At 72.4% G+C, this 24,168-nt stretch carries 29 protein-coding genes and 1 riboswitch; of the genes, 27 read left to right on the plus strand and 2 right to left on the minus strand.

From position 1 onward, the window contains the following. Nucleotides 1–17 precede the first annotated feature (17 nt). From pyrF to rpe, 18 genes are all read left to right on the plus strand, one after another. On the plus strand, nucleotides 18–863 hold the full coding sequence (gene pyrF / locus AC1DW8_RS17935) for an orotidine-5'-phosphate decarboxylase (protein WP_478095370.1): 846 nt from the start codon (nucleotides 18–20) through the stop codon (nucleotides 861–863). A gap of 49 nt (nucleotides 864–912) precedes the next feature. Continuing rightward, nucleotides 913–1,383, plus strand: coding sequence for a hypothetical protein (locus AC1DW8_RS17940; RefSeq protein WP_478095371.1), 471 nt, complete (start codon nucleotides 913–915; stop codon nucleotides 1,381–1,383). Nucleotides 1,384–1,456: 73 nt separating this feature from the next. After that, the gene (locus AC1DW8_RS17945) at nucleotides 1,457–1,843 is read left to right on the plus strand and encodes a hypothetical protein (RefSeq protein ID WP_478095372.1); all 387 of its coding nucleotides are present in this window, start codon (nucleotides 1,457–1,459) and stop codon (nucleotides 1,841–1,843) included. Nucleotides 1,844–2,010: 167 nt separating this feature from the next. Next, nucleotides 2,011–2,328: an integration host factor, actinobacterial type gene (gene mihF / locus AC1DW8_RS17950; RefSeq protein WP_020143992.1), complete on the plus strand. Its 318-nt coding sequence runs from the start codon at nucleotides 2,011–2,013 to the stop codon at nucleotides 2,326–2,328. Continuing rightward, nucleotides 2,328–2,948 carry a guanylate kinase gene (gene gmk / locus AC1DW8_RS17955; protein ID WP_478095373.1) on the plus strand — a complete coding sequence of 207 codons (621 nt, stop codon included), beginning with the start codon at nucleotides 2,328–2,330 and terminating at the stop codon, nucleotides 2,946–2,948. The genes mihF and gmk overlap by 1 nt, the downstream gene beginning before the upstream one ends. Before the next feature lie 101 nt (nucleotides 2,949–3,049). Then, nucleotides 3,050–3,313 carry a DNA-directed RNA polymerase subunit omega gene (gene rpoZ / locus AC1DW8_RS17960; RefSeq protein WP_020143994.1) on the plus strand — a complete coding sequence of 88 codons (264 nt, stop codon included), beginning with the start codon at nucleotides 3,050–3,052 and terminating at the stop codon, nucleotides 3,311–3,313. A 26-nt stretch (nucleotides 3,314–3,339) separates the two neighbouring features. Continuing rightward, complete coding sequence (coaBC, locus tag AC1DW8_RS17965; protein ID WP_056776498.1) at nucleotides 3,340–4,578, plus strand: bifunctional phosphopantothenoylcysteine decarboxylase/phosphopantothenate--cysteine ligase CoaBC; 1,239 nt, start codon at nucleotides 3,340–3,342, stop codon at nucleotides 4,576–4,578. Between the two features lie 94 nt (nucleotides 4,579–4,672). Then, the gene (gene metK, locus AC1DW8_RS17970) at nucleotides 4,673–5,896 is read left to right on the plus strand and encodes a methionine adenosyltransferase (protein ID WP_056776501.1); all 1,224 of its coding nucleotides are present in this window, start codon (nucleotides 4,673–4,675) and stop codon (nucleotides 5,894–5,896) included. A gap of 16 nt (nucleotides 5,897–5,912) precedes the next feature. Continuing rightward, entirely contained in the window at nucleotides 5,913–7,949 is a 2,037-nt protein-coding gene (locus AC1DW8_RS17975; protein WP_478095374.1) for a primosomal protein N', read from the plus strand. 55 nt (nucleotides 7,950–8,004) lie between these two features. Continuing rightward, nucleotides 8,005–9,273, plus strand: coding sequence for a saccharopine dehydrogenase family protein (locus AC1DW8_RS17980; protein WP_478095375.1), 1,269 nt, complete (start codon nucleotides 8,005–8,007; stop codon nucleotides 9,271–9,273). Between the two features lie 50 nt (nucleotides 9,274–9,323). Continuing rightward, nucleotides 9,324–9,866: a dihydrofolate reductase family protein gene (locus AC1DW8_RS17985; RefSeq protein WP_056776505.1), complete on the plus strand. Its 543-nt coding sequence runs from the start codon at nucleotides 9,324–9,326 to the stop codon at nucleotides 9,864–9,866. 79 nt (nucleotides 9,867–9,945) lie between these two features. Next, on the plus strand, nucleotides 9,946–10,482 hold the full coding sequence (locus AC1DW8_RS17990; protein ID WP_478095376.1) for an ArsR/SmtB family transcription factor: 537 nt from the start codon (nucleotides 9,946–9,948) through the stop codon (nucleotides 10,480–10,482). Beyond that, complete coding sequence (locus AC1DW8_RS17995) at nucleotides 10,479–11,837, plus strand: MFS transporter (RefSeq protein WP_056776512.1); 1,359 nt, start codon at nucleotides 10,479–10,481, stop codon at nucleotides 11,835–11,837. The genes AC1DW8_RS17990 and AC1DW8_RS17995 overlap by 4 nt, the downstream gene beginning before the upstream one ends. 39 nt (nucleotides 11,838–11,876) lie before the next feature. Continuing rightward, entirely contained in the window at nucleotides 11,877–12,422 is a 546-nt protein-coding gene (def, locus tag AC1DW8_RS18000; protein WP_478095377.1) for a peptide deformylase, read from the plus strand. 1 nt (nucleotide 12,423) lies between these two features. Further along, nucleotides 12,424–13,371, plus strand: coding sequence for a methionyl-tRNA formyltransferase (gene fmt, locus AC1DW8_RS18005; RefSeq protein WP_478095378.1), 948 nt, complete (start codon nucleotides 12,424–12,426; stop codon nucleotides 13,369–13,371). Beyond that, complete coding sequence (locus tag AC1DW8_RS18010; RefSeq protein ID WP_478095379.1) at nucleotides 13,364–14,899, plus strand: RsmB/NOP family class I SAM-dependent RNA methyltransferase; 1,536 nt, start codon at nucleotides 13,364–13,366, stop codon at nucleotides 14,897–14,899. Before fmt ends, AC1DW8_RS18010 begins: the two co-directional genes overlap by 8 nt. A 48-nt stretch (nucleotides 14,900–14,947) precedes the next feature. Beyond that, nucleotides 14,948–15,727, plus strand: a complete 780-nt coding sequence (locus tag AC1DW8_RS18015; protein WP_478095380.1) for a class I SAM-dependent DNA methyltransferase — start codon at nucleotides 14,948–14,950, stop codon at nucleotides 15,725–15,727. A gap of 29 nt (nucleotides 15,728–15,756) precedes the next feature. Next, nucleotides 15,757–16,413, plus strand: a complete 657-nt coding sequence (rpe, locus tag AC1DW8_RS18020; RefSeq protein WP_056777706.1) for a ribulose-phosphate 3-epimerase — start codon at nucleotides 15,757–15,759, stop codon at nucleotides 16,411–16,413. Between the two features lie 27 nt (nucleotides 16,414–16,440). On the opposite strand, the gene AC1DW8_RS18025 is transcribed toward rpe, so the two are convergent. Continuing rightward, nucleotides 16,441–16,800: a YciI family protein gene (locus AC1DW8_RS18025; RefSeq protein WP_056776520.1), complete on the minus strand. Its 360-nt coding sequence runs from the start codon at nucleotides 16,798–16,800 to the stop codon at nucleotides 16,441–16,443. A gap of 221 nt (nucleotides 16,801–17,021) precedes the next feature. Further along, nucleotides 17,022–17,150: riboswitch (FMN riboswitch) on the plus strand. A 117-nt stretch (nucleotides 17,151–17,267) separates the two neighbouring features. Between AC1DW8_RS18025 and pnuC the strand changes: the two genes are divergently transcribed. From pnuC to AC1DW8_RS18070, 9 genes are read left to right on the plus strand one after another with little or no spacing between them, the layout of a single operon-like run. Further along, nucleotides 17,268–18,026: a nicotinamide riboside transporter PnuC gene (pnuC, locus tag AC1DW8_RS18030; RefSeq protein ID WP_056776522.1), complete on the plus strand. Its 759-nt coding sequence runs from the start codon at nucleotides 17,268–17,270 to the stop codon at nucleotides 18,024–18,026. 3 nt (nucleotides 18,027–18,029) lie between these two features. After that, the gene (gene ribD / locus AC1DW8_RS18035) at nucleotides 18,030–19,064 is read left to right on the plus strand and encodes a bifunctional diaminohydroxyphosphoribosylaminopyrimidine deaminase/5-amino-6-(5-phosphoribosylamino)uracil reductase RibD (protein ID WP_478095381.1); all 1,035 of its coding nucleotides are present in this window, start codon (nucleotides 18,030–18,032) and stop codon (nucleotides 19,062–19,064) included. Nucleotides 19,065–19,074: 10 nt separating this feature from the next. Then, nucleotides 19,075–19,692, plus strand: a complete 618-nt coding sequence (locus AC1DW8_RS18040; protein ID WP_056776526.1) for a riboflavin synthase — start codon at nucleotides 19,075–19,077, stop codon at nucleotides 19,690–19,692. After that, nucleotides 19,689–20,930: a 3,4-dihydroxy-2-butanone-4-phosphate synthase gene (gene ribB / locus AC1DW8_RS18045; RefSeq protein ID WP_478095382.1), complete on the plus strand. Its 1,242-nt coding sequence runs from the start codon at nucleotides 19,689–19,691 to the stop codon at nucleotides 20,928–20,930. Before AC1DW8_RS18040 ends, ribB begins: the two co-directional genes overlap by 4 nt. Next, nucleotides 20,927–21,397: a 6,7-dimethyl-8-ribityllumazine synthase gene (gene ribH / locus AC1DW8_RS18050; RefSeq protein ID WP_478095383.1), complete on the plus strand. Its 471-nt coding sequence runs from the start codon at nucleotides 20,927–20,929 to the stop codon at nucleotides 21,395–21,397. The genes ribB and ribH overlap by 4 nt, the downstream gene beginning before the upstream one ends. 44 nt (nucleotides 21,398–21,441) lie before the next feature. Then, complete coding sequence (locus AC1DW8_RS18055; protein ID WP_028785574.1) at nucleotides 21,442–21,705, plus strand: phosphoribosyl-ATP diphosphatase; 264 nt, start codon at nucleotides 21,442–21,444, stop codon at nucleotides 21,703–21,705. A gap of 14 nt (nucleotides 21,706–21,719) precedes the next feature. Further along, nucleotides 21,720–22,565, plus strand: a complete 846-nt coding sequence (gene hisG / locus AC1DW8_RS18060) for an ATP phosphoribosyltransferase (protein WP_056776539.1) — start codon at nucleotides 21,720–21,722, stop codon at nucleotides 22,563–22,565. Between the two features lie 29 nt (nucleotides 22,566–22,594). Next, the gene (locus AC1DW8_RS18065; RefSeq protein WP_478095384.1) at nucleotides 22,595–23,107 is read left to right on the plus strand and encodes a PH domain-containing protein; all 513 of its coding nucleotides are present in this window, start codon (nucleotides 22,595–22,597) and stop codon (nucleotides 23,105–23,107) included. Then, nucleotides 23,104–23,655, plus strand: coding sequence for a flavin reductase family protein (locus AC1DW8_RS18070; protein ID WP_056776542.1), 552 nt, complete (start codon nucleotides 23,104–23,106; stop codon nucleotides 23,653–23,655). The genes AC1DW8_RS18065 and AC1DW8_RS18070 overlap by 4 nt, the downstream gene beginning before the upstream one ends. Here the strand turns inward: AC1DW8_RS18070 and AC1DW8_RS18075 are convergent. Beyond that, nucleotides 23,643–24,134 carry a group II truncated hemoglobin gene (locus tag AC1DW8_RS18075; protein WP_478095385.1) on the minus strand — a complete coding sequence of 164 codons (492 nt, stop codon included), beginning with the start codon at nucleotides 24,132–24,134 and terminating at the stop codon, nucleotides 23,643–23,645. The genes AC1DW8_RS18070 and AC1DW8_RS18075 overlap by 13 nt on opposite strands. Nucleotides 24,135–24,168 lie beyond the last annotated feature (34 nt).

The following is a 24,168-nucleotide window of genomic DNA, read 5'->3' on the forward strand; positions in this document are numbered from 1 at the left end:
TGAACGGAGACCGAACGATGACCCAAGCCTTCGGAGCCCGCCTCCACGACGCCATGGCGACCTACGGCCCGCTCTGTGTGGGCATCGACCCCCATCGAGCGCTCGTCGAGTCGTGGGGCCTGTCCTACGACGTCGCCGGCCTCGAGCGCTTCGCCCTGACCTGCGTCGAGGCGTTCGCCGGCCGGGTCGCCGCAGTCAAGCCGCAGTCCGCCTTCTTCGAGGTCTTCGGCAGTCGGGGCCTGGCCGTGCTCGAGCGCGTGCTGACCGACCTGAGCGAGGCCGGGACGCTGACGATCCTCGACGCGAAGCGCGGCGACATCGGCTCGACCATGGGTGCCTACGCCGAGGCCTACCTGGGCCCGGACGCCGTCGCCCCTCCGGACGCGCTCACCGTGAGCCCGTACCTCGGCTACGAGTCGCTCCGGCCCGCGATCGACCTCGCCGAGCAGACGGGGCGCGGGCTCTTCGTCCTCGCACTGACGTCGAACCCCGAAGGCGCGACCGTCCAGCACGCGGTGCGCGACGGCCGGTCCGTCGCTGCGTCCGTCGTCGAGGGCGCTGCGGGTGACAACACCGCGGCGCGAGGCCGCGGCGAGCTGGGCAGCATCGGACTCGTCATCGGCGCCACGGTCGGCAGTGCCGTGCACGACCTCGGGCTCGACCTCGTGAGTGCCGCGACGCCGGTGCTCGCCCCGGGCTTCGGTGCCCAGGGCGGCACGATCGAGTCGCTCGCCACGACCTTCGGTGCGGCCCGTGGCCAGGTGCTCGCGTCGTCGAGCCGCGAGATCCTCGGTGCCGGCCCCGAGCCGAGCCGGCTCGTGTCCCGGACGGCGCAGGTCGCGGAGACGCTGAGAGCGCACTGACGCTCCCACCCGTGTCACAGGAAGTTCCCAGCCGGGTATGCGTTGTGGCATGACGCACACTCGACGCGCACGCCGACTGCTCGCCACCGTCGCCCTCACCGCGACGATCCCGCTCGCCACCGCGTGCGGCTCCAGCACCCAGCCGTCCTCGACAGCCGGCAGCACCGCGTCGGCGTCCTCGTCGGCGTCCTCGTCGGCGTCGAGCACCACGACGAGCGCCTCGGCAGCGGCCGACTCCGCCTACTGCGCGGCGCTCGAGTCCGGGCAGAAGGAGCTCGAGTCGATGTCGTCGAAGATCAGCGACAAGGCCGCCCTGGAGCAGGGCAAGGTGGTGCTCCAGAAGATCGAGGCCGCCGCGCCGGACGAGGTCAAGCAGGCCTGGGGCGACCTCATCGCCTTCGTCGACGCGGCGGCGTCGGGCGACAAGAGCGCCGTCTCCGCGGCGACCGCGAAGATGGATGCCTCGAGCACGAAGATCGAGGCGCACGCCAAGGCGACCTGCAACCTCGACATCTCCTGACCATCGGACCCGGGCAGCGCGCTGCCTCGGGTAGTCGCAGGACGTCGCCGACGACACGGCATACGGTGTGGTGATGCGAACGACCGCCCTGCGCAAGGGCTCTTCGGTGGCCCTCGCGCTGCTCCTCACGGCGACCTCGGTCGCGGCCTGCTCGTCGGGGTCGACCGGTTCCTACTGCGACGCCCTGACGGCCGCCGAGGCGGACTGGAAGGATGCGGGCGCGACCCTCAAGGACCCTGCCTCGGCGGCGCGTTTCGTCGCCACCATCACCACGGTCGAGGCGAGTGCCCCCGAGGAGGTCAAGACCGACTGGGCCTCGCTGCGGGTGCTCGCCGCGAAGTTCACGGTGGCCAAGCCCGACCTCACGGAGCTGACGAAGCACATGGAGGGCTTCGAGAGCTCGGCCAAGCGGATCGAGACCCATGCCAAGGAGACGTGCGGGATCGACCTCGGCAGCTGAGCGGCGTCCGAACGTCGGCTGAACGGCAGCGGGAGGTGTCCCGGCACGGCCCCCGCGTTGCGGCGCGCACGGCCGGATCGCTAGGTTCGGCGGAGACAACACGCGAGACGTGAAGAACGGCAGGGGGCGCAGGGCGCTCCCCGCAGGCAGCGAGGAGACCGAAGACCGTGGCGCTTCCACCGCTCACCCCTGAGCAACGGGCCGCAGCACTCGAGAAGGCTGCAGCCGCACGTCGGGAGCGAGCAGCGGTCAAGAACCGGCTCAAGTACTCCAGCGGCTCGCTCTCCGAGGTCCTCGAGGACGGCAAGGCCGACCCGGTCATCGGCAAGATGAAGGTCACCGAGCTGCTCGAGTCGATGCCCGGCGTCGGCCGCGTCCGCGCCAAGGCGATCATGGCCGAGGTCGGCATCGCCGAGTCGCGACGCGTGCGCGGGCTCGGGGCCAACCAGGTCGCAGCCCTGCTCCACCGCTTCGAGAAGCCGTGATGTCGGCTGACCCGACGTCGCCCGCGGAGCCCCAGCACGACCCAGCAGCCCCCCGGCGTGGTCGGCTCACGGTGCTTGCCGGCCCCACCGCGGTCGGCAAGGGCACCATCGCGGCCTACGTGCGCACGCACTTCCCGGGCGTCTGGTTCTCCGTCTCGATGACGACCCGCCGACCGCGACCGGGCGAGGTCGACGGGGTGCACTACCACTTCGTCGACGACCACGAGTTCGACCGTCTGGTCGAGGCGGGGGAGTTCCTCGAGTACGCCGTCGTCCACGGCGCCGCCAAGTACGGCACGCCACGGGGTCCGGTCGAGCGCGTCATCCGCGAGGGCCGCGACGCCCTGCTCGAGATCGACCTGCAGGGCGCGCGCCAGGTGCGCGACACGTGGCCCGAGGCACTCTTCGTCTTCCTCGCACCGCCGAGCTGGGACGAGCTGGTGCGCCGACTCGTCGGGCGCGGCACCGAGGACGAGGCCGAGCGCGAGCGTCGCCTGTCCACCGCACGGGGCGAGATGGCGGCCCAGAGCGAGTTCGACGAGGTCATCGTCAACGACGATGTTCGTCGGGCCAGCGAAGAACTCGTATCATTGATGAGATCGGGACGCGCCGACCGGTGAGTCCCGACGTGATGTGTGCCAGCCGACGGCTTACGACCGCACCGCCGTCGACGTCGCGGCACACACCTCAAGCCCGCTGAAACCAACGAAACGAGATCACTGTGTCCGGTACCCAGGCTGCTCCCATCGGCATCACCAACCCGCCGATCGACGACCTCCTGACCGCCGCCGACTCGAAGTACGCGCTCGTCATCTACTCCGCCAAGCGCGCCCGTCAGATCAACGCCTACTACTCCCAGCTGCAGGAGGGCCTGCTCGACTACGTCGGCCCGCTCGTCGAGACCGAGGTCCACGAGAAGCCGCTGTCGATCGCGCTGCGCGAGATCAACGAGGGCCTGCTGACCTCGACGCCCACCGAGGCCTGAGCACCCCGAAGGGTCCGGAGCAGCCGATGCGCGTCGTCCTCGGGGTGAGTGGCGGCATCGCCGCCTACAAGGCGTGCTCGCTGCTCCGGCTCTTCACCGAGCACGGGCACGACGTCACGGTCGTGCCCACTGCGGCGGCGCTCCAGTTCGTCGGGGCGCCGACGTGGTCCGCCCTCTCGGGCAAGCCCGTCAGCACCGAGGTGTGGACGTCCGTGCACGAGGTCCCGCACGTGCGCATCGGCCAGGCGGCCGACCTCGTCGTCGTCGCACCGGCCACGGCCGACCTGCTCGCCAAGGCCGCACACGGCCTGGCCGACGACCTCCTGACCAACACCCTGCTCACCGCCCGGTGCCCGGTGGCCTTCGCGCCGGCCATGCACACGGAGATGTGGGAGCACCCGGCCACGCAGGCCAACGTCGCCACGCTGCGCTCGCGCGGAGCGCACGTCATCGAGCCCGCGGTGGGTCGCCTCACGGGCAAGGACTCCGGCGCCGGCCGCCTCCCCGAGCCCGAAGCGCTGTATGCCGCATGCCTCGCGATCGTCTCGGGTGACGGGACCGCGGTGGCCGGGGCGCCGCTGCGCGACCTCGAGGGCCGCCGCGTCGTCGTGTCCGCCGGTGGCACGCGCGAGCCGCTCGACCCGGTGCGCTACCTCGGCAACCGCTCGTCCGGCAAGCAGGGCGTGGCCATCGCTCGCGCCGCCGCCGAGCGCGGGGCGAAGGTCATCCTCGTGGCCGCCAATGTCGCGGTCCCGGTGCCCGAGGGCATCGACGTCGTGCGGGTCGAGACGACGCTCGAGCTGCAGCGGGCGGTCGAGGAGGCGGCGTCGGATGCCGACGTCGTCGTCATGGCCGCGGCTCCGGCCGACTTCCGCCCGGCGCTCGTGAGCGAGAGCAAGATCAAGAAGTCCTCCGACCCCGACGCCGGCCTGAGGGTCGAGCTCGTCGAGAACCCCGACATCGTCCGTGGGCTCGTCGCGGAGCGCGACGCCCGTGGGACGGGCACGCCGTTCATCGTCAGCTTCGCCGCCGAGACAGGCGATGCCCACGGCAGCGTCATGGACCACGCGCGGGCGAAGTTCGCCCGGAAGGGCAGCGACCTGCAGGTCGTCAACGAGGTCGGCGCCGACCTGACCTTCGGCAAGGACGACACGACGGTGCACCTGCTCCGGCGCGGCAGCGACGAGGCGACGACGGTCGGACCGACCTCCAAGGACGCCGTCGCCACCGCGCTGTGGGACACCATCTCGCCCCTGCTCGACTGAGCACTAGACTCTCGCCCCAGCATGGCCTGCCATCCGCAGGACCGGGGCCGCCGAACCACCCGCACCAACTCCGCACCCGACCGAGGGAGAGCAAGTGTCCGCACGTCTGTTCACGTCCGAGTCCGTCACCGAGGGACACCCGGACAAGATCTGCGACCAGATCAGCGACTCGATCCTCGACGCGCTGCTCACCGACGACCCGCAGGCGCGCGTCGCGGTCGAGACGATGGTCACGACCGGGCTCGTCCACGTCGCCGGCGAGGTGTCCACGACGGCCTACGTCGAGATCCCGAAGATCGTGCGCGAGACCATCCTCGAGGTCGGCTACGACGGCTCGCAGAAGGGCTTCGACGGGCGGACCTGCGGCGTCTCGATCTCCATCGGTGCGCAGTCGCCCGACATCGCCCAGGGCGTCGACACGGCGCACGAGCACCGCACGGGTGACGTCGACGACCTGCTCGACAAGCAGGGCGCCGGCGACCAGGGCCTGATGTTCGGCTACGCGTGCGACGACACGGCCGAGCTCATGCCGCTGCCGATCCACCTGGCCCACCGCCTCTCGGAGCGCCTGACGCAGGTGCGCAAGAGCGACGAGCTCGCCTACCTGCGTCCCGATGGCAAGACGCAGGTCACCATCGCCTACGAGGGCGACCGCGCCGTCTCCCTCGACACCGTCGTGCTCTCGACCCAGCACGCCCCCGACGTCTCGCTCGAGGGCATGCTCGAGCCCGACATCCGCGCCCACGTCATCGAGCCCGTCCTCGCGGAGCTGCGCGAGAGCGGCACCGACCTCGACGTGTCGAGCTACCGGGCCCTGATCAACCCGACCGGTCGCTTCGAGATCGGTGGCCCGATGGGCGACGCCGGCCTGACCGGACGCAAGATCATCGTCGACACCTACGGCGGCATGGCCCGCCACGGCGGCGGTGCCTTCTCGGGCAAGGACCCGAGCAAGGTCGACCGCTCGGCGGCGTACGCCATGCGCTGGGTCGCCAAGAACGTCGTCGCCGCGGGCCTCGCCCGTCGCTGCGAGGTCCAGGTCGCCTACGCCATCGGCAAGGCGCAGCCGGTCGGCCTCTACATCGAGACCTTCGGCACCGAGACCGTCCCGGTCGACAAGATCCAGCAGGCCATCGGCGACGTCTTCGACCTGCGCCCGGCCGCCATCGTCGACGCGCTTGACCTGCTGCGCCCGATCTACCGCCCGACGGCCGCCTACGGCCACTTCGGTCGCACCAAGGCCGACGGCGTCGAGAACCCGTTCACGTGGGAGCGCACCGACCGCATCGAGGCCCTGCGCACGGCCGTCTCCGGCTGAGGCTAGATTCGCCCCCGTGGGCGACGACGAGACCAAGCAGCGACCGGCCGGACGGCCGGTCGCTGCCGTGGTCGTGGAGACCCCGCTGGCGCACCTCGACCGCGTCTTCGAGTACGCCGTACCCGAGGAGCTCGATGCCGACGCCGTGCCCGGCGCGCGCGTGCGGGTGCGCTTCTCGGGTCGCGAGCTCGACGGCTTCGTCGTCGAGCGCCGGGACCAGCCCCTGCACGACGGCCGGCTGACGCCGCTGCGCCGGGTCGTCAGCGCCGAGCCGGTGCTGACCCCCGAGGTCCTCGCCCTCTGCCGCGCCGTCGCCGACCGGTATGCCGGCACCCTGAGCGACGTCCTCCGCCTCGCGGTGCCCAAGCGCCACGCCACGGCCGAGCGCAACCTCCCGATGGAGTGCCCGCCCCAGGACGAGCTCGCAGCACCCGACCCCGGTGCGTGGGCGGCCTACCCGGCCGGGCCGGCGTGGCTGCGTCGGGTCGCCTCCGGGGAGGGTCCCGCCGCGGCGTGGACCGCCCTGCCGGGACGCGCAGGAGACGCGGACTGGCCGGCGGCGCTCGCCGTCGCCGTGGCCACGGCACTGGCCGCGGGCCGGGGCGCGCTCGTCGTCGTGCCCGACCACCGGGACGTCGACCGGCTCGACGCCGCCCTGACCGCCGTGCTCGGCAAGGGGCGCCACGTGCGGCTCACCTCGGACCAGGGTCCGCAGGCGCGCTACACCGCTTGGCTCAAGGTGCTCCGCGGCCACGTCCGGGTCGTCATCGGCACGCGCGCGGCCGCCTTCGCCCCCGTCCACGACCTCGGCCTCGTCGCGTGGTGGGACGACGGCGACGACCTGCTCGCCGAGCCGCGGGCGCCCTACCACCACGTGGGCGTCGTGCTCGGGCTGAGGGCGTCCGCGACCGGCGCCGCCCTGCTCACCGGAGGGTTCGGGCGGAGCCTGCGCGTCCAGGTGGCCGTCGAGGCGGGCGCGCTCGTGCCGGTCGAGGCCGATGCCGCGACCGTGCGGGCGGCCGCACCACGCGTCACCATCGCCGGTGAGGGGGTCGACGAGGAGCGCGACGGCCCGGCTTCCCGGGCCCACATCCCCTCACGCGCGTGGCGCGTCGCCAAGGACGCCCTCGTCGACGGACCGGTCCTCGTCCAGGTGCCGCGCCGCGGCTACCTGCCGTCGCTCAGCTGCGCCGAGTGCCGCACTCCGGTGCGGTGCGTGCGCTGCCAGGGGCCGGTGGCGCTCGGAGCCTCCGGGACGGCCCCGGCCTGCCGGTGGTGCGGTCTGGCGCTGAGCGGCCACGGCTTCGAGTGCGGCCACTGCGGCTCGCGTCGGCTGCGTTCCTCGATCACGGGCGCCCGGCGCACGGCGGAGGAGATCGGGCGCGCCTTCCCGGGTTTCCCGGTCCACACGTCGGGCTCCGGCGAGGTGCTCGCCGTCGTCGGGCGCGAGCCGTCCCTCGTCATCGCGACGCCGGGGGCCGAGCCGGTCGCCGACGGCGGCTACACCGCCGTGCTGCTGCTCGATGCGTGGGCGAGCCTGGACCTGCCCGTGCTCGACGCGCCGCTCGAGGCAGTGCGGCGGTGGATGGCCGCGGCGGCACTGGCCCGCGAGGGGCGTGCCGTGGTGCTGAGCGGCGCCCCGGAGGCCGTGGCGCTGCCGGCCGTCGAGGCGCTCGTGCGGTGGGACCCCGCCTGGCTCGCGGCCCGCGAGCTGGCGGAGCGGCGTGAGCTCGGCCTTCCGCCGGCCGTGCGCGTGGCCCAGCTGACCGGTGGCCGGCGCCCGCTCGAGGAGGCGCTCGGACAGGCCGACCTGCCCGACGTCGCCCAGGTGCTCGGCCCGGTCCGGCTCTCGCACGCGGGTGCACCTCCCCGCCGTGCCCCGGCCGACGGGGAGCCCGAACGTGCCGTCGCCGACCACCACGTGCTCGTCCGCGTGCCGGCCTCCGAGACCGAGTCGCTGACCCGGGCCCTGCTGGCGCTCAAGGCCTTCCGTTCGGCTCGCAAGGAAACGGACGTCGTGGCCGTGCGGGTCGACCCGCTCGACACGTTCTGACCTGCCGTCGCGTCTCCGAGGCGTCTCGGGCACGCCGCCGTGACAGAGTGACGGCATGCCCGAACGCGAGCTCGACATCGTCCTCTACGGCGCCACCGGCTTCGTCGGGGCACTGACCGCCGCCCACCTCGCCGCCCACGCGGGGCCTGACGTCCGGATCGCTCTGGCGGGCAGGTCGCGTCCCAAGCTCGAGGCGCTGCGCGTCGAGCTCGGGCGGGCCGCGGCCTCCTGGGAGCTCGTGGCCGTGGACGCGACGGACGCTCCCGCCCTCCGCTCCCTCGCCGCGCGCACGCGCGTGCTCGCCACGACGGTCGGCCCGTACGCGACGTACGGCAAGGAGGTGGCGCGGGCCTGCGCCGAGTCGGGGACGCACTACGCCGACCTCACGGGTGAGGTGCTCTTCGTGCGGTGGTCCCTCGACGAGCTGGACGCCCGGGCCCGCGAGACCGGCGCCGCCGTCGTGCACGCGTGCGGCTTCGACTCCATCCCCTCCGACCTCGGCGTCCTGACGACGGCCCAGCGCGTGGCCGCGGACGGCGAGGGCACGCTCGCCGAGACGACGCTGCTCGTCCGGTCGCTCAAGGGTGGCTTCTCCGGCGGCACCATCGACTCCGCCCGACAGCAGGCCATCACGGCCCGGGCGGACGCCGGCGCCCGCCGCGTGCTCGGCGACTCGTACGCGTTGAGCCCCCGACGCGCCGAGGAGCCGTCCTCGGGTCGCCGGGCGTCCAGCGGTGTCCTCGATCGGCTGCGCCGGCTCGTGCCCGTCGACCGCGACCCGTCCACGGGACGATGGACCGGGCCGTTCGTCATGGCGGCGTTCAACACCCGGATCGTGCGACTGTCGAACACGCTGACCGACTGGTCCTACGGTCGCGACCTGCGCTACCGCGAGGCGACCGACTTCGGCTCGGGCCCGATGTCGCCGGTCCTGGCCGGCGGGATGGCGGTCGGACTCGGCGGCGTCGTGGCCGGTATGGCGTTCCGTCCGACGCGGGCCGTCATCGACCGCTTCCTGCCCAAGCCGGGCGAGGGCCCGAGCCCCGAGGCGCAGGCCGCCGGACGCTTCCGCCTCGAGATCCGCTCCACGACGACGACGGGTGCGCGCTACCGCACGCGGGTCGGCGCCGACTACGACCCGGGCTACGGCGGTACGGCGGTCATGCTCGGACAGACCGCGCTCGCCCTGGCGCTGGACGAGGGCCTGCCGCGCCGGGCCGGTGTCTGCACGCCCGCCACGGCCCTCGGCGAGGTCCTCGTCGAGCGGCTGCGGGCCCAGGGCTTCACCTTCGACGTCGAGCGCGACGACCAGCCGAACGACTGACCACCACCGAACAGCACGACCGAACAGCACCGACTGACAGGAGGCACCACATGGGACGCATCGAGGTCCACGAGTTCATCTCGCTCGACGGGGTGTACGAGAGCCCGAGCTGGACGGCCGAGTTCCCCTTCGACCCGAGGATGGGCGAGGCCATCGCGCGGCTCACCGGCCCGGGCTCCGAGCTGCTCCTCGGGCGGCGGACGTACGAGATGTTCGCCCCGGCCTGGTCGGCGCGCAGCGACGACGACGACCCCGGTGCGGCCTTCTTCAACGGTGCCCGCAAGAACGTCGTCTCCTCGACGCTGCGCGACCCCGACTGGAACAACTCCCGCGTCATCGGCCCGTACGACGCGGACGCCCTCCGCTCGCTCCGCGACGAGGTCGACGGCTCGCTCTACGTCAGCGGCAGCGGCACGCTCGTCCGGGCCATGCTGCGGGACGGGCTCGTCGACGGCCTGCACCTCTTCGTCTTCCCCGTCGTCCTCGGCGCGGGGGAGCGGCTCTTCACCGACGAGGCCGTCTCGGGCCTGCGCCTGCTCGAGACCGAGGCCTACGACAGTGGCGTCGTGCACCTCGCCTACGGTCAGGGCTGAGGTCTCCCGACCCATCGTCAGGGACGACCTCCAAAGGAATGCTTGACGGTTGGCCCGGCCGGACGGCATACTCCCAAACATGTCTTTGGAGGAAGAGCGGATCAGCGACCTGCGCGCCACGGCCCACCCGCTGCGGCTGCAGACGCTCTCGCTGCTGACCGGCGCCGAGCTGAGCGCCGCCGAGGTCGCGCGCGAGCTCGACGTCACCCAGGCCAACGCCAGCTACCACCTGCGCCTGCTGCACGCCGCAGGCCTGCTCGAGGTCGCCGCGGAGGAGACGGTGCGCGGCGGCAAGGCCAAGAAGTACCGCCACGCGTGGGACGCGCCGGTCGTGCGTCCGCCGGGCACTCGTGACGAGGACCGGCTCGCCTATGTGCGCGTGTTCGCCGAGATGATCCCGCGGCGCTACCTCGAGCTCGCTCCCGGCGCGCCGAGCCGTTTCACCGACGCCGACCTCTGGGTCGAGCCGGAGGTCTGGGAGCAGGTCACGACGCTCGTCGACGAGGCGAGCGCCCTGCTGCACGCGTCGGCGCGCCCGCCGCGCACCGAGGGCACCGTCCGGGCCGCCCTGTCCGTGGCGGCGTTCCGGCTCCGGGACGGGAGCGAGAGCTCATGAAGGTCCGCGAGTCGATGGGTGCCCTGTCCGACAGCAGGTTCGCGTGGTACTTCACGGCGCGCACGGTCTCGACGGCCGGCAACGTCATGGTGCCCGTCGCCCTCGCGTTCGCCGTCCTCCACATCGACCAGTCGGCGGCGGCCCTCGCGCAGGTGCTCGGGGTGCGCACCCTGACGATGGTCGTCTTCCTCCTCGTCGGTGGAGTCGTCGCCGACCGCTTCTCGCGCATCGTCGTGCTCCAGGTCTCGCACGTCCTCACGTGCCTGACCCAGGCGCTCGCGGCGTACCTCATCATCAGCGGCGACGCGACCCTGACCCAGGTGACCGTCATCGAGGGCGTCAACGGCGCCGTGTCGGCGTTCACCATGCCCGCGATGATGGGCATGGTCCCGCTCGTCGTCGACCGCTCCCGGCTCCAGCAGGCCAACGCCCTGCTGTCCTTCAGCCGCAGCGGCCTGTCCATCATCGGACCGGCGATCGCCGGCCTGCTCGTCGTCGGCGTCGGACCCGGGTGGGCCCTGGCCGCAGACGCGCTGACGTATGCCGTCGCCATCGTCTGCCTGACGCGCGTCGGTCTGCCCCGCCGGTCCCAGGAGGCGGGTGGGCCGCACCACTCGATGGTGCGCGAGCTGCGCGAGGGGTGGAGCGAGTTCACCCGCCGCGAGTGGCTCTGGGTCATCGTCCTCGCCTTCGGGCTGACGAACGCCATCCACGCCGGCGTCATCGGGGTGCTCGGTCCGCTCATCGCCAAGTCGACGGCCTCGATCGGCGAAGCAGGGTGGGGCATCGTGCTCAGCGCCGAGGCCGTCGGCACCGTCCTGATGACCCTCGTCATGCTGCGGCTGCAGCTGCGGCGACCGTTGCGCGCCGGGATGCTCGCCATCTGCGTGCTCGCCGTCCCCATGGTGCTCCTGGGCGCCGCGCCGGCGATCGTGCCCGTCGCCATCGGGTTCTTCCTCGCCGGGGCCGCGGTGGAGGTCTTCGGCGTCGGGTGGAGCACGGCCCTGCACGAGCACGTCCCCGTCCAGGTGCTGTCGCGGGTCTCGAGCTACGACGCCCTCGGGTCGTTCGTCGCCATCCCCATCGGGACGTTCCTCTACGGCTGGCTGGCGACGACCGTCGACACCGAGGTGCTGATGCTCGTCAGCGCCGGCGTCTACGTCGTCGTCTCCCTCTCTGCCCTGCTGTCCCGTTCGGTGCGCGAGCTGGGCCGCAGCAGCGAGGACCCAGCCGCGGTCGGACCCGCCGCGGGCGTGGCGACCGGTGACGCGACCGGTGACGCGACCGGTGACGCGACCCGTGACGCGACCCGTGACGCCACCGGTGCGGCGGCCGACGAGCCGTCGCGGTCCTAGACTGGCGGCGCCCCACGCCTTCCCGACCCCTGGAGACCTGTGTCGATCAAGGACATCCGACTCTTCGGTGACCCGGTCCTGCGGACCGCCGCCGCCGAGGTCACCGACTTCGACAAGCAGCTGCGCGTGCTCGTCAAGGACCTCGAGGACACGATGCTCGACGCCCCCGGCGCCGGCCTCGCGGCCCCCCAGATCGGAGTCGGCCTCCGCGTCTTCACCTACTGGGTCGACGGCGTGCTCGGCCACCTCGTCAACCCCGTCCTCGACCTCTCCGACGACGAGCAAGACGGTCCCGAGGGGTGCCTCTCGATCCCCGGCCTGGCGTTCGACACCAAGCGGGCCCTGTCGGTCGTGGCCAAGGGGCAGAACATGTGGGGCGAACCCGTCGTGCTCGAGGGCACGCAGCTGCTCGCCCGCTGCGTCCAGCACGAGACCGACCACCTCGACGGCATCCTCTTCCTCGACCGGCTCGGCCCCGAGGCGCGCCGTGAGGCGATGCGGGCCATCCGTGCGGCGGAGTGGTTCGCCGAGGACCCGCCCGAGGTACGGATCAGCCCGCACTCGACCTTCGGCCGGGCGATGTGAGATGAGAGTCGTCTTCGCAGGCACCCCCGAGGCGGCGGTGCCGAGCCTCGATGCCATCGCGTCCTCGCGCCACGAGCTCGTCGGCGTCGTCACCCGCCCCGACGCACCCTCGGGCCGTGGTCGGCGGCTCGAGGCCTCGCCCGTCCGTCGCCGGGCCGAGGAGCTCGGGATCCCGGTGCTCACCCCGACGCGCGTCAAGGACCCCGACTTCCTCGACGCCCTCACGGCTCTCGCACCCGACGCGTGCCCGGTCGTGGCCTACGGCAACCTCATCCCACCCGTCGCGCTCGCGATCCCGCGTCTCGGCTGGATCAACCTGCACTTTTCGCTCCTGCCCGCCTGGCGTGGCGCGGCACCGGTCCAGCACGCGATCATGGCCGGCGACGAGGTGACCGGTGCGTCGACGTTCGTCATCGAGCGCGGTCTCGACACCGGGCCGGTGCTCGGCGTCATGACCGAGACGATCCGGCCCACCGACACCGCCGGCGACCTGCTGGGTCGGCTGTCGGGAGCCGGGGCCGGCCTGCTCGTCGCGACTCTGGACGGCCTCGAGTCGGGCGACCTCGTGGCCGTCCCCCAGCCGTCCGAGGGCGTCTCGCTCGCACCGAAGATCGAGGTCGAGGACGCCCGCATCGTGTGGACGCGTCCGGCGACCGCTGTCGACCGGCTCGTGCGCGGCTGCACGCCCGCGCCGGGCGCGTGGACCACCTTCCGCGGCGAGCGGCTCAAGGTCTCGCCGGTGAACGTGGTCGACGCGGGAGAGATCCCCGACTCCGCCCCGCTCGGAGCCGGCACGCTCCTCGTGACGAAGAAGGCCGTCTTCGTCGGCACGGGCAGCGACCCGATCCGTCTGGGCACGGTGCAGGCGCACGGCAAGAAGCCGATGGCGGCCGCAGACTGGGCCCGAGGCACGCGCATCGAGGCAGGGGAGGGGGTCGGCGATGAGTGACGAGCAACGGGGCGGCGGTCGACCGGGCGACGGGCGCCGCGGAGAGCGCCAGCGGCCGCAGGCTCGCGAGCGCTCTGCCGGTCACCGTTCCGAGCAGCGACCGTCCGAGCGGGCCCGGCGCACAGATGCGCCCCGGCTCGCCGCCTACACCGCGATGCGTGAGGTCGCCGACGGCGCCTACGCCAACCTCACGCTGCCGAAGCTGTTGCGCGACAAGCGGATCAGCGGGCGGGACGCCGGCTTCGCCACCGAGCTCGTCTACGGGGCCACGCGACTCTCCGGCCTCTACGACGCGATCATCGCGTCCGCCGCGGGTCGGCCCGTCGACAAGATCGATGCCAACGTGCTCGACACCCTGCGGCTCGGTGCGCACCAGCTGCTCGGCATGCGCGTCCCCAGCCATGCGGCCGTCGACGAGACCGTGGCCCTGGCCCGGCAGGTCAACGGGGCCGGCGCGGCCGGCTTCGTCAACGCCGTCATGCGGCGCATCAGCGAGCGCGAGGCGGACGAGTGGATCGACCTGGTCACCCGCGACGTCGTCGACCCGGTCGAGCGCCTCGCGCTGCGCACGTCGCACCCCGTGTGGATCGCCAAGGCACTCCGAGCCGCCCTGATCGGGCACGGCGCCGCAGGTCCGGCCGACGTCGAGGAGTCGCTGACGGCATTGCTCGAGAGCGACAACGCCGCCGCCAAGGTGTCGCTCGTCGCGCGACCCGGCCTCGCCTCGCTCGACGAGCTCGAGGACGCCGGCGCGGAGCGCTCCGGGCTCAGCCCCGTCGGTGCGACGCTGCCGGAGGGCGACCCGGGAGCCATCTCTGCCGTACGCGACGGGCGGGCCGCGGTCCAGGACGAGGGCTCGCAGCTGCTCGTCCTCGCCCTCGCTGCCGCGGACACCGAGGGTGGGGCCGCCGAGCACGAGCGGTGGCTCGACCTCTGCGCAGGCCCTGGCGGCAAGGCGGGACTGCTCGCAGCCCTCGCCATCGAGCGACGGATCCCCTTCGTGGCCAACGAGATCAGCGAGCACCGTGCCGACCTCGTCTGGCAGACCCTGGCCGCGGCTCGTGCCGAGGCGCGCGAGCTCGACACGAGCCTCAAGGTGCGACACGGAGACGGCCGGGAGCTCGGCGAGCTCGAACCGGGCGGCTTCAGCCGCGTCCTCATCGACGCCCCGTGCACGGGTCTCGGAGCCCTGCGACGACGACCCGAGGCGCGCTGGCGGCGTGGCCCCGGCGACGTGGCCGCCCTGGCCGGGCTGCAGCGCGAGCTGCTCGAGTCCGGCATCGAGGCCACCGCGACCGGAGGCCTCGTCGGCTACGCGACGTGCAGCCCGCACCTCAACGAGACGCGCTTCGTCGTCACCGACATCCTCAAGCGGCGCGACGACGTCGAGCTCGTCGACGCACGCCCGCTCTTCGTCGACGCCTCCGGACGCGAGCTGCCGGGTCTCGGCGAGGGGCCCTACGTCCAGCTCTGGCCGCACGTCCATGGCACCGACGCCATGTTCTTCGCCCTGCTGCGCAAGCGGTAGGCCCGAAAAGCGCTCGCGCGCGGACCTGGCGATGGGCAGGGTGGGGCCGTGACGGCATACGCGACCGACGACCTCGAGCCCAGCTCCTTCGACGAGAAGGTGGCACCGACGTACGACGCGGGATCAGCCCACATGTTCGCGCCGGCCGTCCTCGGTCCCACGGTCGACGTGCTCCACGAGCTCGCCGGGGAGGGTCCGGCGCTCGAGCTCGCGATCGGCACGGGTCGGGTCGCGATGCCGCTCGCGGAGCGCGGCGTCGAGGTGCACGGCATCGACGTCTCTGAGGCCATGGTGGCGCAGCTGCGACGCAAGCCGGGTGGTGACCGGCTGGCGGTGACGATCGGTGACATGGCGACCACCCGGGTGGGCAGCTGCTACCGCCTCGCGTACCTCGTCTACAACACCATCACGAACCTGCTGACCCAGGACGAGCAGGTCGAGTGCTTCCGCACCGTCGCCGAACAGCTTGCACCTCGAGGGTGCTTCGTCGTCGAGGTCTTCGTGCCGCAGCTGCGTCGGATGCCGCCGGGCCAGACCGCCGTACCCTTCCACGTCGGGAGTCGCCACGTCGGCTTCGACACCGTCGACGTCGTGTCGCAGCTGTCGGTCTCGCACCACTACGTCCGGGAGGGGCAACAGGACGCACAGGGTCGGGAGCTGGCGAGGTATGCCGCCTCGGCGCACCGCTACGTGTGGCCGTCGGAGCTCGACCTCATGGCGCGCATCGCGAGCCTGACCCTGACGCACCGCTGGGCGGACTGGGACCGCACTCCTTTCACGGCGGAGTCGGAGTCGCACGTCTCGGTGTGGACCAAGGGCGGTGCCTGACGCCCGCCACCCGCCCCTAGGCTGTGCGCGTGCAGATCTCACCGAGCATCCTGTCCGCCGACTTCGCCAACCTCGAGGCGGAGCTCGGGCGCATCTCGAACGCCGACTGGGCGCACGTCGACGTCATGGACGCCCACTTCGTGCCGAACCTCACTCTCGGGCTGCCCATCGTCGAGGCGCTGCTCGCGGTGAGCCCGATCCCGATCGATGCGCACCTCATGATCGAGGACCCCGACCGGTGGGCGCCGGCCTACGCCGAGGCGGGGTGCCAGTCGGTGACCTTCCACGTCGAGGCGGCACGCGACCCTCGCGCGCTGGCGCGGACGCTGCGCGCCGCGGGTGCTCGAGCGTCGATGGCGCTCAAGCCCGGGACGGCATTCGCGCCCTACGAGGACCTGCTGCCCGACCTCGACATGGTGCTCGTCATGACGGTCGAGCCCGGCTTCGGCGGGCAGTCCTTCATGGCCGACCAGATGCCCAAGGTGCGCCAGGTGCGCGAGGCGGTGCGCCGCCACGGCGGCGAGATCTGGATCCAGGTCGACGGTGGCGTCAGCGCCGACACGATCGAGCAGTGCGCCGAGGCGGGAGCCGACGTGTTCGTCGCCGGCTCAGCGGTCTACGGCGCCGAGGACGCCGCGGCCGCTGTCGACGAGCTGCGCGCGCTGGCTCTCACGCACCGGCACTGACCCGACGGCCGCGGCGACCCGCCGCGGTCAGTCGACCTTCGGCTGCGGCTTGAAGCGGCGGACCTCGTGGGGCCAACCGCAGGCCTCGGCGATCTTCCCGGCCCACATCTTGGCGGTCTCGTCGTCGGGCACGTCCACGATGGCGAAGCCACCGAGGAACTCCTTCGTCTCGACGTAGGGACCGTCGGTGATCATCACGCTGCCGCTGGAGGGATCGGCGTGGTAGACGGGACCATCCTCCTCCTCGAGACCCCCGGCGAAGACGTACACGCCGGCAGCCTTCATCTCGTCGACGGTCGCCATCGCGAGAGGTCCGCGACCGCGGAACCAGTCCTCGGAGTGGTCGCCCACCCACTGCTGGTTGAAGTAGAGGAGGTACTCGGCCACGACTGGCTCCTTCTGTCCGGCGGACCCTGTTGTCCGCGTCATGCCTACTACACGAACGGGGACGGGCGATTTCGACACGGTGTCCGGGAGCGATTCTCCGTCGCGCGGCCGTGCTCCTGACCGCGTGGGCGCCGCCGTCACGGACGGCAGGCGCGGCTGCCGTGGCGGCCATCACGCGGTCGCGGCGTGCGCGGCCGACGGACGCGGGTGCATACTGGCTCTACGTGCTCCGGGGTCGGTGTAATTCCGAGCCGGCGGTTAAAGTCCGCGACCCGACCGCATCCAGCGGCCGGTTGACCTGGTGAAATTCCGGGACCGACGGTGAAAGTCCGGATGGGAGGCAGCACGAAACAGGCCGTGGTGGCCTGGGCCGTCGGCATCGTCCGTCCGGGTCCGGACCGCGTGGGCGTGTGGAGTCACCCCGGAGTTCGTCCGTGCCACGACGAACGACCAAGGACGAACACCACATGCAGGCTCTTGCTCTGGCCGACGAGACGAAGAACGTCTTCCAACAGGCCATCGACGCCACCATCCCGATCGGCCAGTACCAGCTGCACTGGCTCGAGCTGATCGGTGTCCTCATCGGGCTCGCGTCCGCCTACCTCGGCATGCGCCGGTGGGTCTTGGCCTGGCCGGTGGGGATCCTCGCGAACATCATGCTGTTCTTCGTCTACCTGGGTGCCGTCTTCGGGGCCGACGAGCGCATCCCGCTCTTCGGTCAGGCCGGCCGGCAGGTCTTCTTCATCATCACGAGCATCTACGGCTGGTGGCGCTGGTCGCAGGTCCGCAGGCTCAACCACGCCGATGACTCGAGCGGTGTGGCGATCACGCCTCGCTGGGCCACGAGCCGCGAGCGCGTCGCCGTCGTCGTCTTCTGGCTCGTCGGCACGGTCGTCGTGCACCAGGCCTTCGTCTGGCTGTGGAACCTCTCGCCGAACCCGTTCTTCACGCCCGAGTGGTGGTTCTACTGGTGCGACGCCTGGATCTTCGTCGGCTCGATCGTCGCGACGTACGCCATGGCGCGCGGCTGGAACGAGTTCTGGCTGGCCTGGATCGCTGTCGACCTCGTCGGCGTGCCGTTCGCCTTCGCGACCGACTACGTGCCGACCGGTGTGCTGTACACCTTCTACGGCCTCTTCGTCATCTACGGCTTCACACAGTGGGTCAAGGTGTCACGGGTCGCCGAACGCGACGTCGAGCCGCAGCTGACCGGAACGTCGAGCTGACCCATGGGTGACACGGCCGCCCCGGCATGGATGCGACGAGCCCTCCGGCTCGCCGCATCCGGGCCGTGGCCCGACCCCAACCCGCGGGTCGGCTGTGTCATCGTCGCGGCCGACGGCGCCCTGGTCGTCGGCGAGGGCCACCACCACGGGGCCGGCACGCCGCACGCCGAGATCGAGGCCCTGAGTTGCGCAGGCTCCGCGGCCCGGGGGGCGACCGCCTACGTGACGCTCGAGCCGTGCTCGCACACGGGCCGCACCGGTCCCTGCGCGGAGGCCCTCGTCGAGGCGGGTGTTGCGCGGGTCGTCTTCGCTCAGTCGGACCCGAACCCGGACGCCGCGGGAGGCGCCGAGGTGCTGCACGCCGCCGGCATCCACGTGACCGGAGGTGTGCTCGCCGACGAGGCGGCCACGCTCAATGACCGGTGGGCGCGCAGCGTGGCCCTCGGCCGACCGCTCGTCACGTGGAAGCTCGCCACGACCCTCGACGGCAGGAGCGCGGCCGCCGACGGGAGCAGCCAGTGGATCACGGGAGAGGCGGCTCGCGCCGACGTCCACGCGCTGCGTGCGACCCGCGACGCCGTCCTCGTCGGCACGGGCACCGTGCTCGCCGACGACCCCCGTCTCACCGTGCGTATGCCGGGTGGCGGGCTGGCGCCGCGCCAGCCCCTTCGCGTCGTCATGGGAGAGCGTCCACTTCCGACCGGAGCGCGCCTCCACGACGCTCCGGGGGAGGTGCTGCACCTGACCACTCGCGACCCCAGCGAGGCACTGGGCCGGTTGTGGCACAGCGGAATCCGTGACGTCTGGCTCGAGGGCGGCCCCACGCTCGCCGCGGCGTTCCTCCGCGCCGGTCTCGTCGACGACGTCTACGCCTACGTCGCCCCGGCGCTGCTCGGCTCGGGCCGCGCTGCCGTGGCCGACCTCGGCATCACCTCCATCGCGGACGTCCGACGCCTCGATCTCGTCGACGTGACGGTCGTCGGGGGAGACGTCCGCATCCACGCCGGCGCCCACCCGCGAGTGCACGCAGAACCCTGAGGAGACAGTCATGTTCACCGGAATCGTCGAGGAGCTCGGAACCGTGGCCGCCATCGAGCACGGCGCCGACTCGGCCGTGCTGCGCATCGACGGCCCCCTCGTCGTCAGCGACGCCACCCACGGCGCCTCCATCTCCGTCAACGGCGTCTGCCTCACCGTGACCGAGCACGACGCCGCGGGCTTCACGGTCGACGTCATGGCCGAGACCCTCGACCGCAGCAGTCTCGGGGCCCTGGCCCCCGGTGACCGCGTCAACCTCGAGCGCGCGATGCCGGCCGACGGTCGCTTCGGTGGTCACGTCGTGCAGGGCCATGTCGACGGGACTGCCACCATCACGGCGCGAACGCCCGGGGACCGTTGGGAGACGGTCGACTTCACGCTCCCACCGGGCCTCGCGGCATACGTGGTCGAGAAGGGCTCGATCACGGTGGACGGGGTCTCGCTCACCGTCGCCCACGTCGGCGACGACGCGTTCGGCGTCTCGCTCATCCCCACGACGCTCGACCTGACGACGCTCGGGCACAAGGGGGTCGGCGACGTCGTCAACCTCGAGGTCGACGTCATCGCGAAGTACGTCGAGCGACTGCTCAGCCACCGACAGACCGACCGACAGGAGGTCGAGTCATGACCACCCTCTCCACCGTCGAGGAGGCCCTCGAGGCCCTCCAGGCCGGCCGGCCCGTCCTCGTCCTCGACGACGAGGACCGCGAGAACGAGGGCGACCTGGTCCTCGCGGCGGAGACCGCCACCGAGGACTGGATGGCATGGACCATCCGCCACTCGTCCGGCTACCTCTGCGCGCCGATGCCCGACGAGATCGCCGACCGGCTCGAGCTGCCGCTCATGGTCGCCGAGAACCGCGACCCGCTGCGGACCGCCTACACCGTGTCCGTCGATGCGGCGTCAGGGGTCACCACGGGCATCAGCGCGGCCGACCGCCTGCACACCGTCCGGGTGCTCGCCGACGTCGACTCGGTGCCCGCCGACCTCATCCGACCCGGGCACATCCTGCCGCTGCGCGCCCGCCACGGAGGCGTCCTGACCCGCCCCGGTCACACCGAGGCGGCGGTCGACCTGACCCGGCTCGCGGGCCTCTCGCCGGTCGGGGTCATCGGTGAGCTCGTCCACGACGACGGGACGATGATGCGCTTCGACGCCGTCGTCGGGCTCGGCCGCGAGTTCGGCCTGCCCGTCATCACCATCGAGCAGCTCATCGACCACCGGCAGCGCCTCGACCGGGTCGAGCGCCTCGCGACCACCCGCATCCCGACGGTGCACGGCACGTTCACCGCCCACGGCTACCGCGACACCCTGACGGGCGACGAGCACGTCGCCCTCGTCAGCCCGCGCGGGCTGCAGGGCAGCGGCCGCAGCGGGCCCGTCGTCACGCGCCTGCACTCCGAGTGCCTGACCGGCGACGCGTTCGGGTCGCTGCGCTGCGACTGCGGACCCCAGCTGCAGGCATCGCTGGCGCGCGTCGGGCGCGACGGCGGCGTCGTCGTGTACCTCGGCGGTCACGAGGGCCGGGGGGTCGGGCTCGTCGACAAGCTCCGCGCGTACTCCCAGCAGGACGGCGGCGCCGACACCGTCGATGCCCAGACGGCTCTCGGCCTTCCGGTCGACGCGCGGGAGTACGCCGCCGGTGCGGCGATCCTGCACGACCTCGGTGCGACGCAGGTCGTCCTCCTGACGAACAACCCCAACAAGGTCGCGGCCCTGCGCCACCTCGGGCTCGACGTCGTCGCGGTCGAGCGGCTCCACGGACCGATGGGCGCAGACAACGAGCAGTACCTCACGACCAAGCGTGAGCGCATGGGCCATGACATCCCGGTCCCCACCGACCGGCACGGCAAGGAGACGGCATGAAGGACGGCGCCCCCACCATCAGCACCGACGGCACCGGGCTGCGGGTCGCCGTCGTCGCGGCGAGCTGGCACGACGTGGTCATGGACGGCCTCCTCGACGGCGCGCGTCGTGGCCTCGCGGATGCCGGGGTCACGCACGTCGACGTCGTCCGCGTCCCCGGGACGTTCGAGCTGCCGGTCGCGTGCGCGACCCTCGCCGACCGCTACGACGCGCTCGTCGCGCTGGGGGTCGTCATCCGCGGCGGCACGCCACACTTCGACTACGTCTGCCAGGCCGCGACCGTCGGCATCACCGACGTCTCGGTGCGCACGGGCACGCCGATCGGCTTCGGCGTGCTCACGTGCGACGACGAGGCCCAGGCGCTCGACCGCGCCGGGCTCCCCGGATCCGCCGAGGACAAGGGCCACGAGGCCGCGTCGGCGGCCGTCGCGACCGTCGTCGCCCTCCGCGGCGTCGCCACGACGTGAGCACCGTCCGGGACACGGTTGCACGGCCCGTAGGCTGGGGCACCGTGAAGAGCTTTGAGCAGCTGTATGCCGAGCTGGCCGAGAAGGCGCAGACGCGACCCGAGGGTTCGGGCACCGTCGCGCAGCTCGACGCCGGCGTCCACGCGATCGGCAAGAAGATCGTCGAGGAGGCGGCCGAGGTGTGGATGGCCGCCGAGTACCAGTCGAACGACGAGGCCGCCGAGGAGATCAGCCAGCTCCTCTACCACCTGCAGGTCCTCATGCTCGCCAAGGGCATCTCGCTCGACGACGTCTACTCCCACCTCTGAGGACTGTTCACTCCATGCTGCGAATCGCCGTGCCCAACAAGGGCTCTCTCTCCGACGCGACCGTCGAGCTGCTGCGCGAGGCGGGCTACCGCGTACGCCGTGACACCAAGGAGCTCGTCGTCGCCGACGCCGAGAACGACGTCGAGTTCTTCTACCTGCGCCCCCGCGACATCGCGGTCTACGTCGGGTCCGGCACGGTCGACGCAGGCGTCACCGGTCGTGACCTGCTGCTCGACTCGGGCTCGAGCGCCGTCGAGGTCATGTCGCTCGGCTTCGGCGCCTCGACCTTCCGGTATGCCGGCAAGCCCGGCCACGTGGCCACCGTCGACGACATCGCGGGCAAGCGCGTCGCCACGTCGTATGCCGGTCTGGTGCGTTCCGACCTCGCCGCTCGTGGGCTCGCCGCGGAGGTCGTGCGCCTCGACGGTGCGGTCGAGACGGCCATCACCCTCGGGGTCGCCGACTGCATCGCCGACGTCGTCGAGACCGGGACGACCCTGCGCCAGCAGGGCCTCGAGGTGTTCGGCGAGCCGATCCTGCAGTCCGAGGCCGTCCTCATCCGCGGCGACCGCCCCGGCGAGGACCAGGCCATCGAGGTGCTCCAGCGGCGCATCGCCGGCGTCATCACGGCCCGCACGTACGTCATGCTCGACTACGACTGCCCGAAGGACCTCGTCGACCGGGCCTGCCGGCTGACCCCGGGCCTCGAGTCGCCCACGGTCTCGCCGATGCAGGACGAGGCGTGGGTCGCCGTGCGTGCCATGGTGCCTCGCATCGGGCGCAACCGACTCATGGACGAGCTCTACGACCTGGGCGCGCGGGCGATCCTCGTGACCGACATCGCCGCCTGCCGGCTGTGACGCACGACGGGGACGACGGACGTGAACCGATGACGCAGCAGCCCTCCTCCCGGCCGGAGCGCGACCCCGCCGCCGACTCCGCCGCGTGGGCGCCCTTCCGGCCCAAGCGGGGACGGGGCGTCGCCCTCGGCGTGGTCTGGTCCTCGCTCGCCGTCTTCGGCATCATCGCCGTCGTCATGCCGGCGCAGGTCGACGGCCGGTGGGGGCTCGGCGACCGCCTCATGTTCTTCGGACTCGGTGTCGCGATCGCCTTCCTCGCCTGGCGGTACGCGTCGATCCGCGCGGTGCCGAGCCGCGCCGGGCTCGTCGTGCGCAACCTCGTGCTCACCCGCACGCTCGAGTGGCCCGAGGTCGTCGGCATCCAGTTCGGCGGGGGAGAGCCCTGGGTCACCCTCGACCTCGAGGACGGCGACACCGTCGCGGTCATGGCGATCCAGAAGGCCGACGGTCCGCTCGCCGGCCGGGAGGCCTCTCGTCTCGCGGCGCTCGTCCAGGCGTTCGGCGAGGCGCGTGAGCCCGGTCCCCGGCAGGATCCGGCATGACGGCTGGGCAGACGGGTGAGCCGACGCCGGAGCGGATGCGCCACGCACTCGGCCATTTCGCCACGGGCGTGACGATCGTGACCGGGTTCGCCGAGGGCGGTGAGCCCGTCGGCTTCGCCTGCCAGTCGTTCGCGTCGGTCTCCCTGCACCCGCCGCTCGTGCTCTTCTGCGCCGACCACCGCGGCCGGTCGTGGCCGCGCATGCGCGACGACGGGCGCTTCACCGTCAACGTGCTCGGGCACGAGCAGCGCGACCTCATCGCGCGCTTCGGCTCGGCCGGCGGCGCCCGGTTCGACTCCCTGGACTGGGAGCCGTCGCACCATGGTGGCCCGAGCCTCCCGGGCGTGCTCATGCGCGTGCACTGCTCGGTCGAGCAGGTGCACGTCGCCGGGGACCACGACGTCGTCGTCGGCCGGGTCCTCGACCTCGAGGACGGTGAGTCGGGCCGGCCGATGCTCTTCTACCGGGGACGTCTCACGGTCACCGAGCGGCGTACGTCTGCCGGCGGCGACGAGGGACCCGCGGCGATCGACGACTACTGGGGCTGAGCCGACGAGGCCGTCGCCCGGGAGTCGGTGCCCTCCACCAGGCCGTCCCACGACCACTGCGGCACGGTCAGGCCGTCGGGCACGTCGTCGGCCGATCCGTGGTAGGTGCTCATGTAGCCCACCGCCCAGCTGAAGTACGCGACGAGCGCGTCGCGCACGTCCGGGTCGTCGGAGAGTCCGGCGTCCTCGACGGCTCGCTCGAAGCACTCGAGCGCCCGCTCGTCCATCTCCTGGTGCGGACCGTTGCCGGAGTGCAGCCGCACGACCGTCGACTCGCTCGCCATGGAGCCCGAGTAGGTGGGCGGGCCGCCGAGAGCCTCGGCCCAGTACGCCGCGAGCCGCATGGTGTGGTCGGGGTGGAAGCCGTGCGAGAAGGCGTGCGACACGACGGGGTCGACGAGGACGCGCTCGTGCCAGGCGTGAGCGAGGGCGACGAGCGCGGGCATCCCGCCGACGGCGTCGTAGATGGTCCGTGTCACCGTCGCAGGCTCCCATCCCGCGGGCAACGCGACA

It is taken from the genome of Terrabacter sp. P2_E3 (assembly GCF_056403915.1).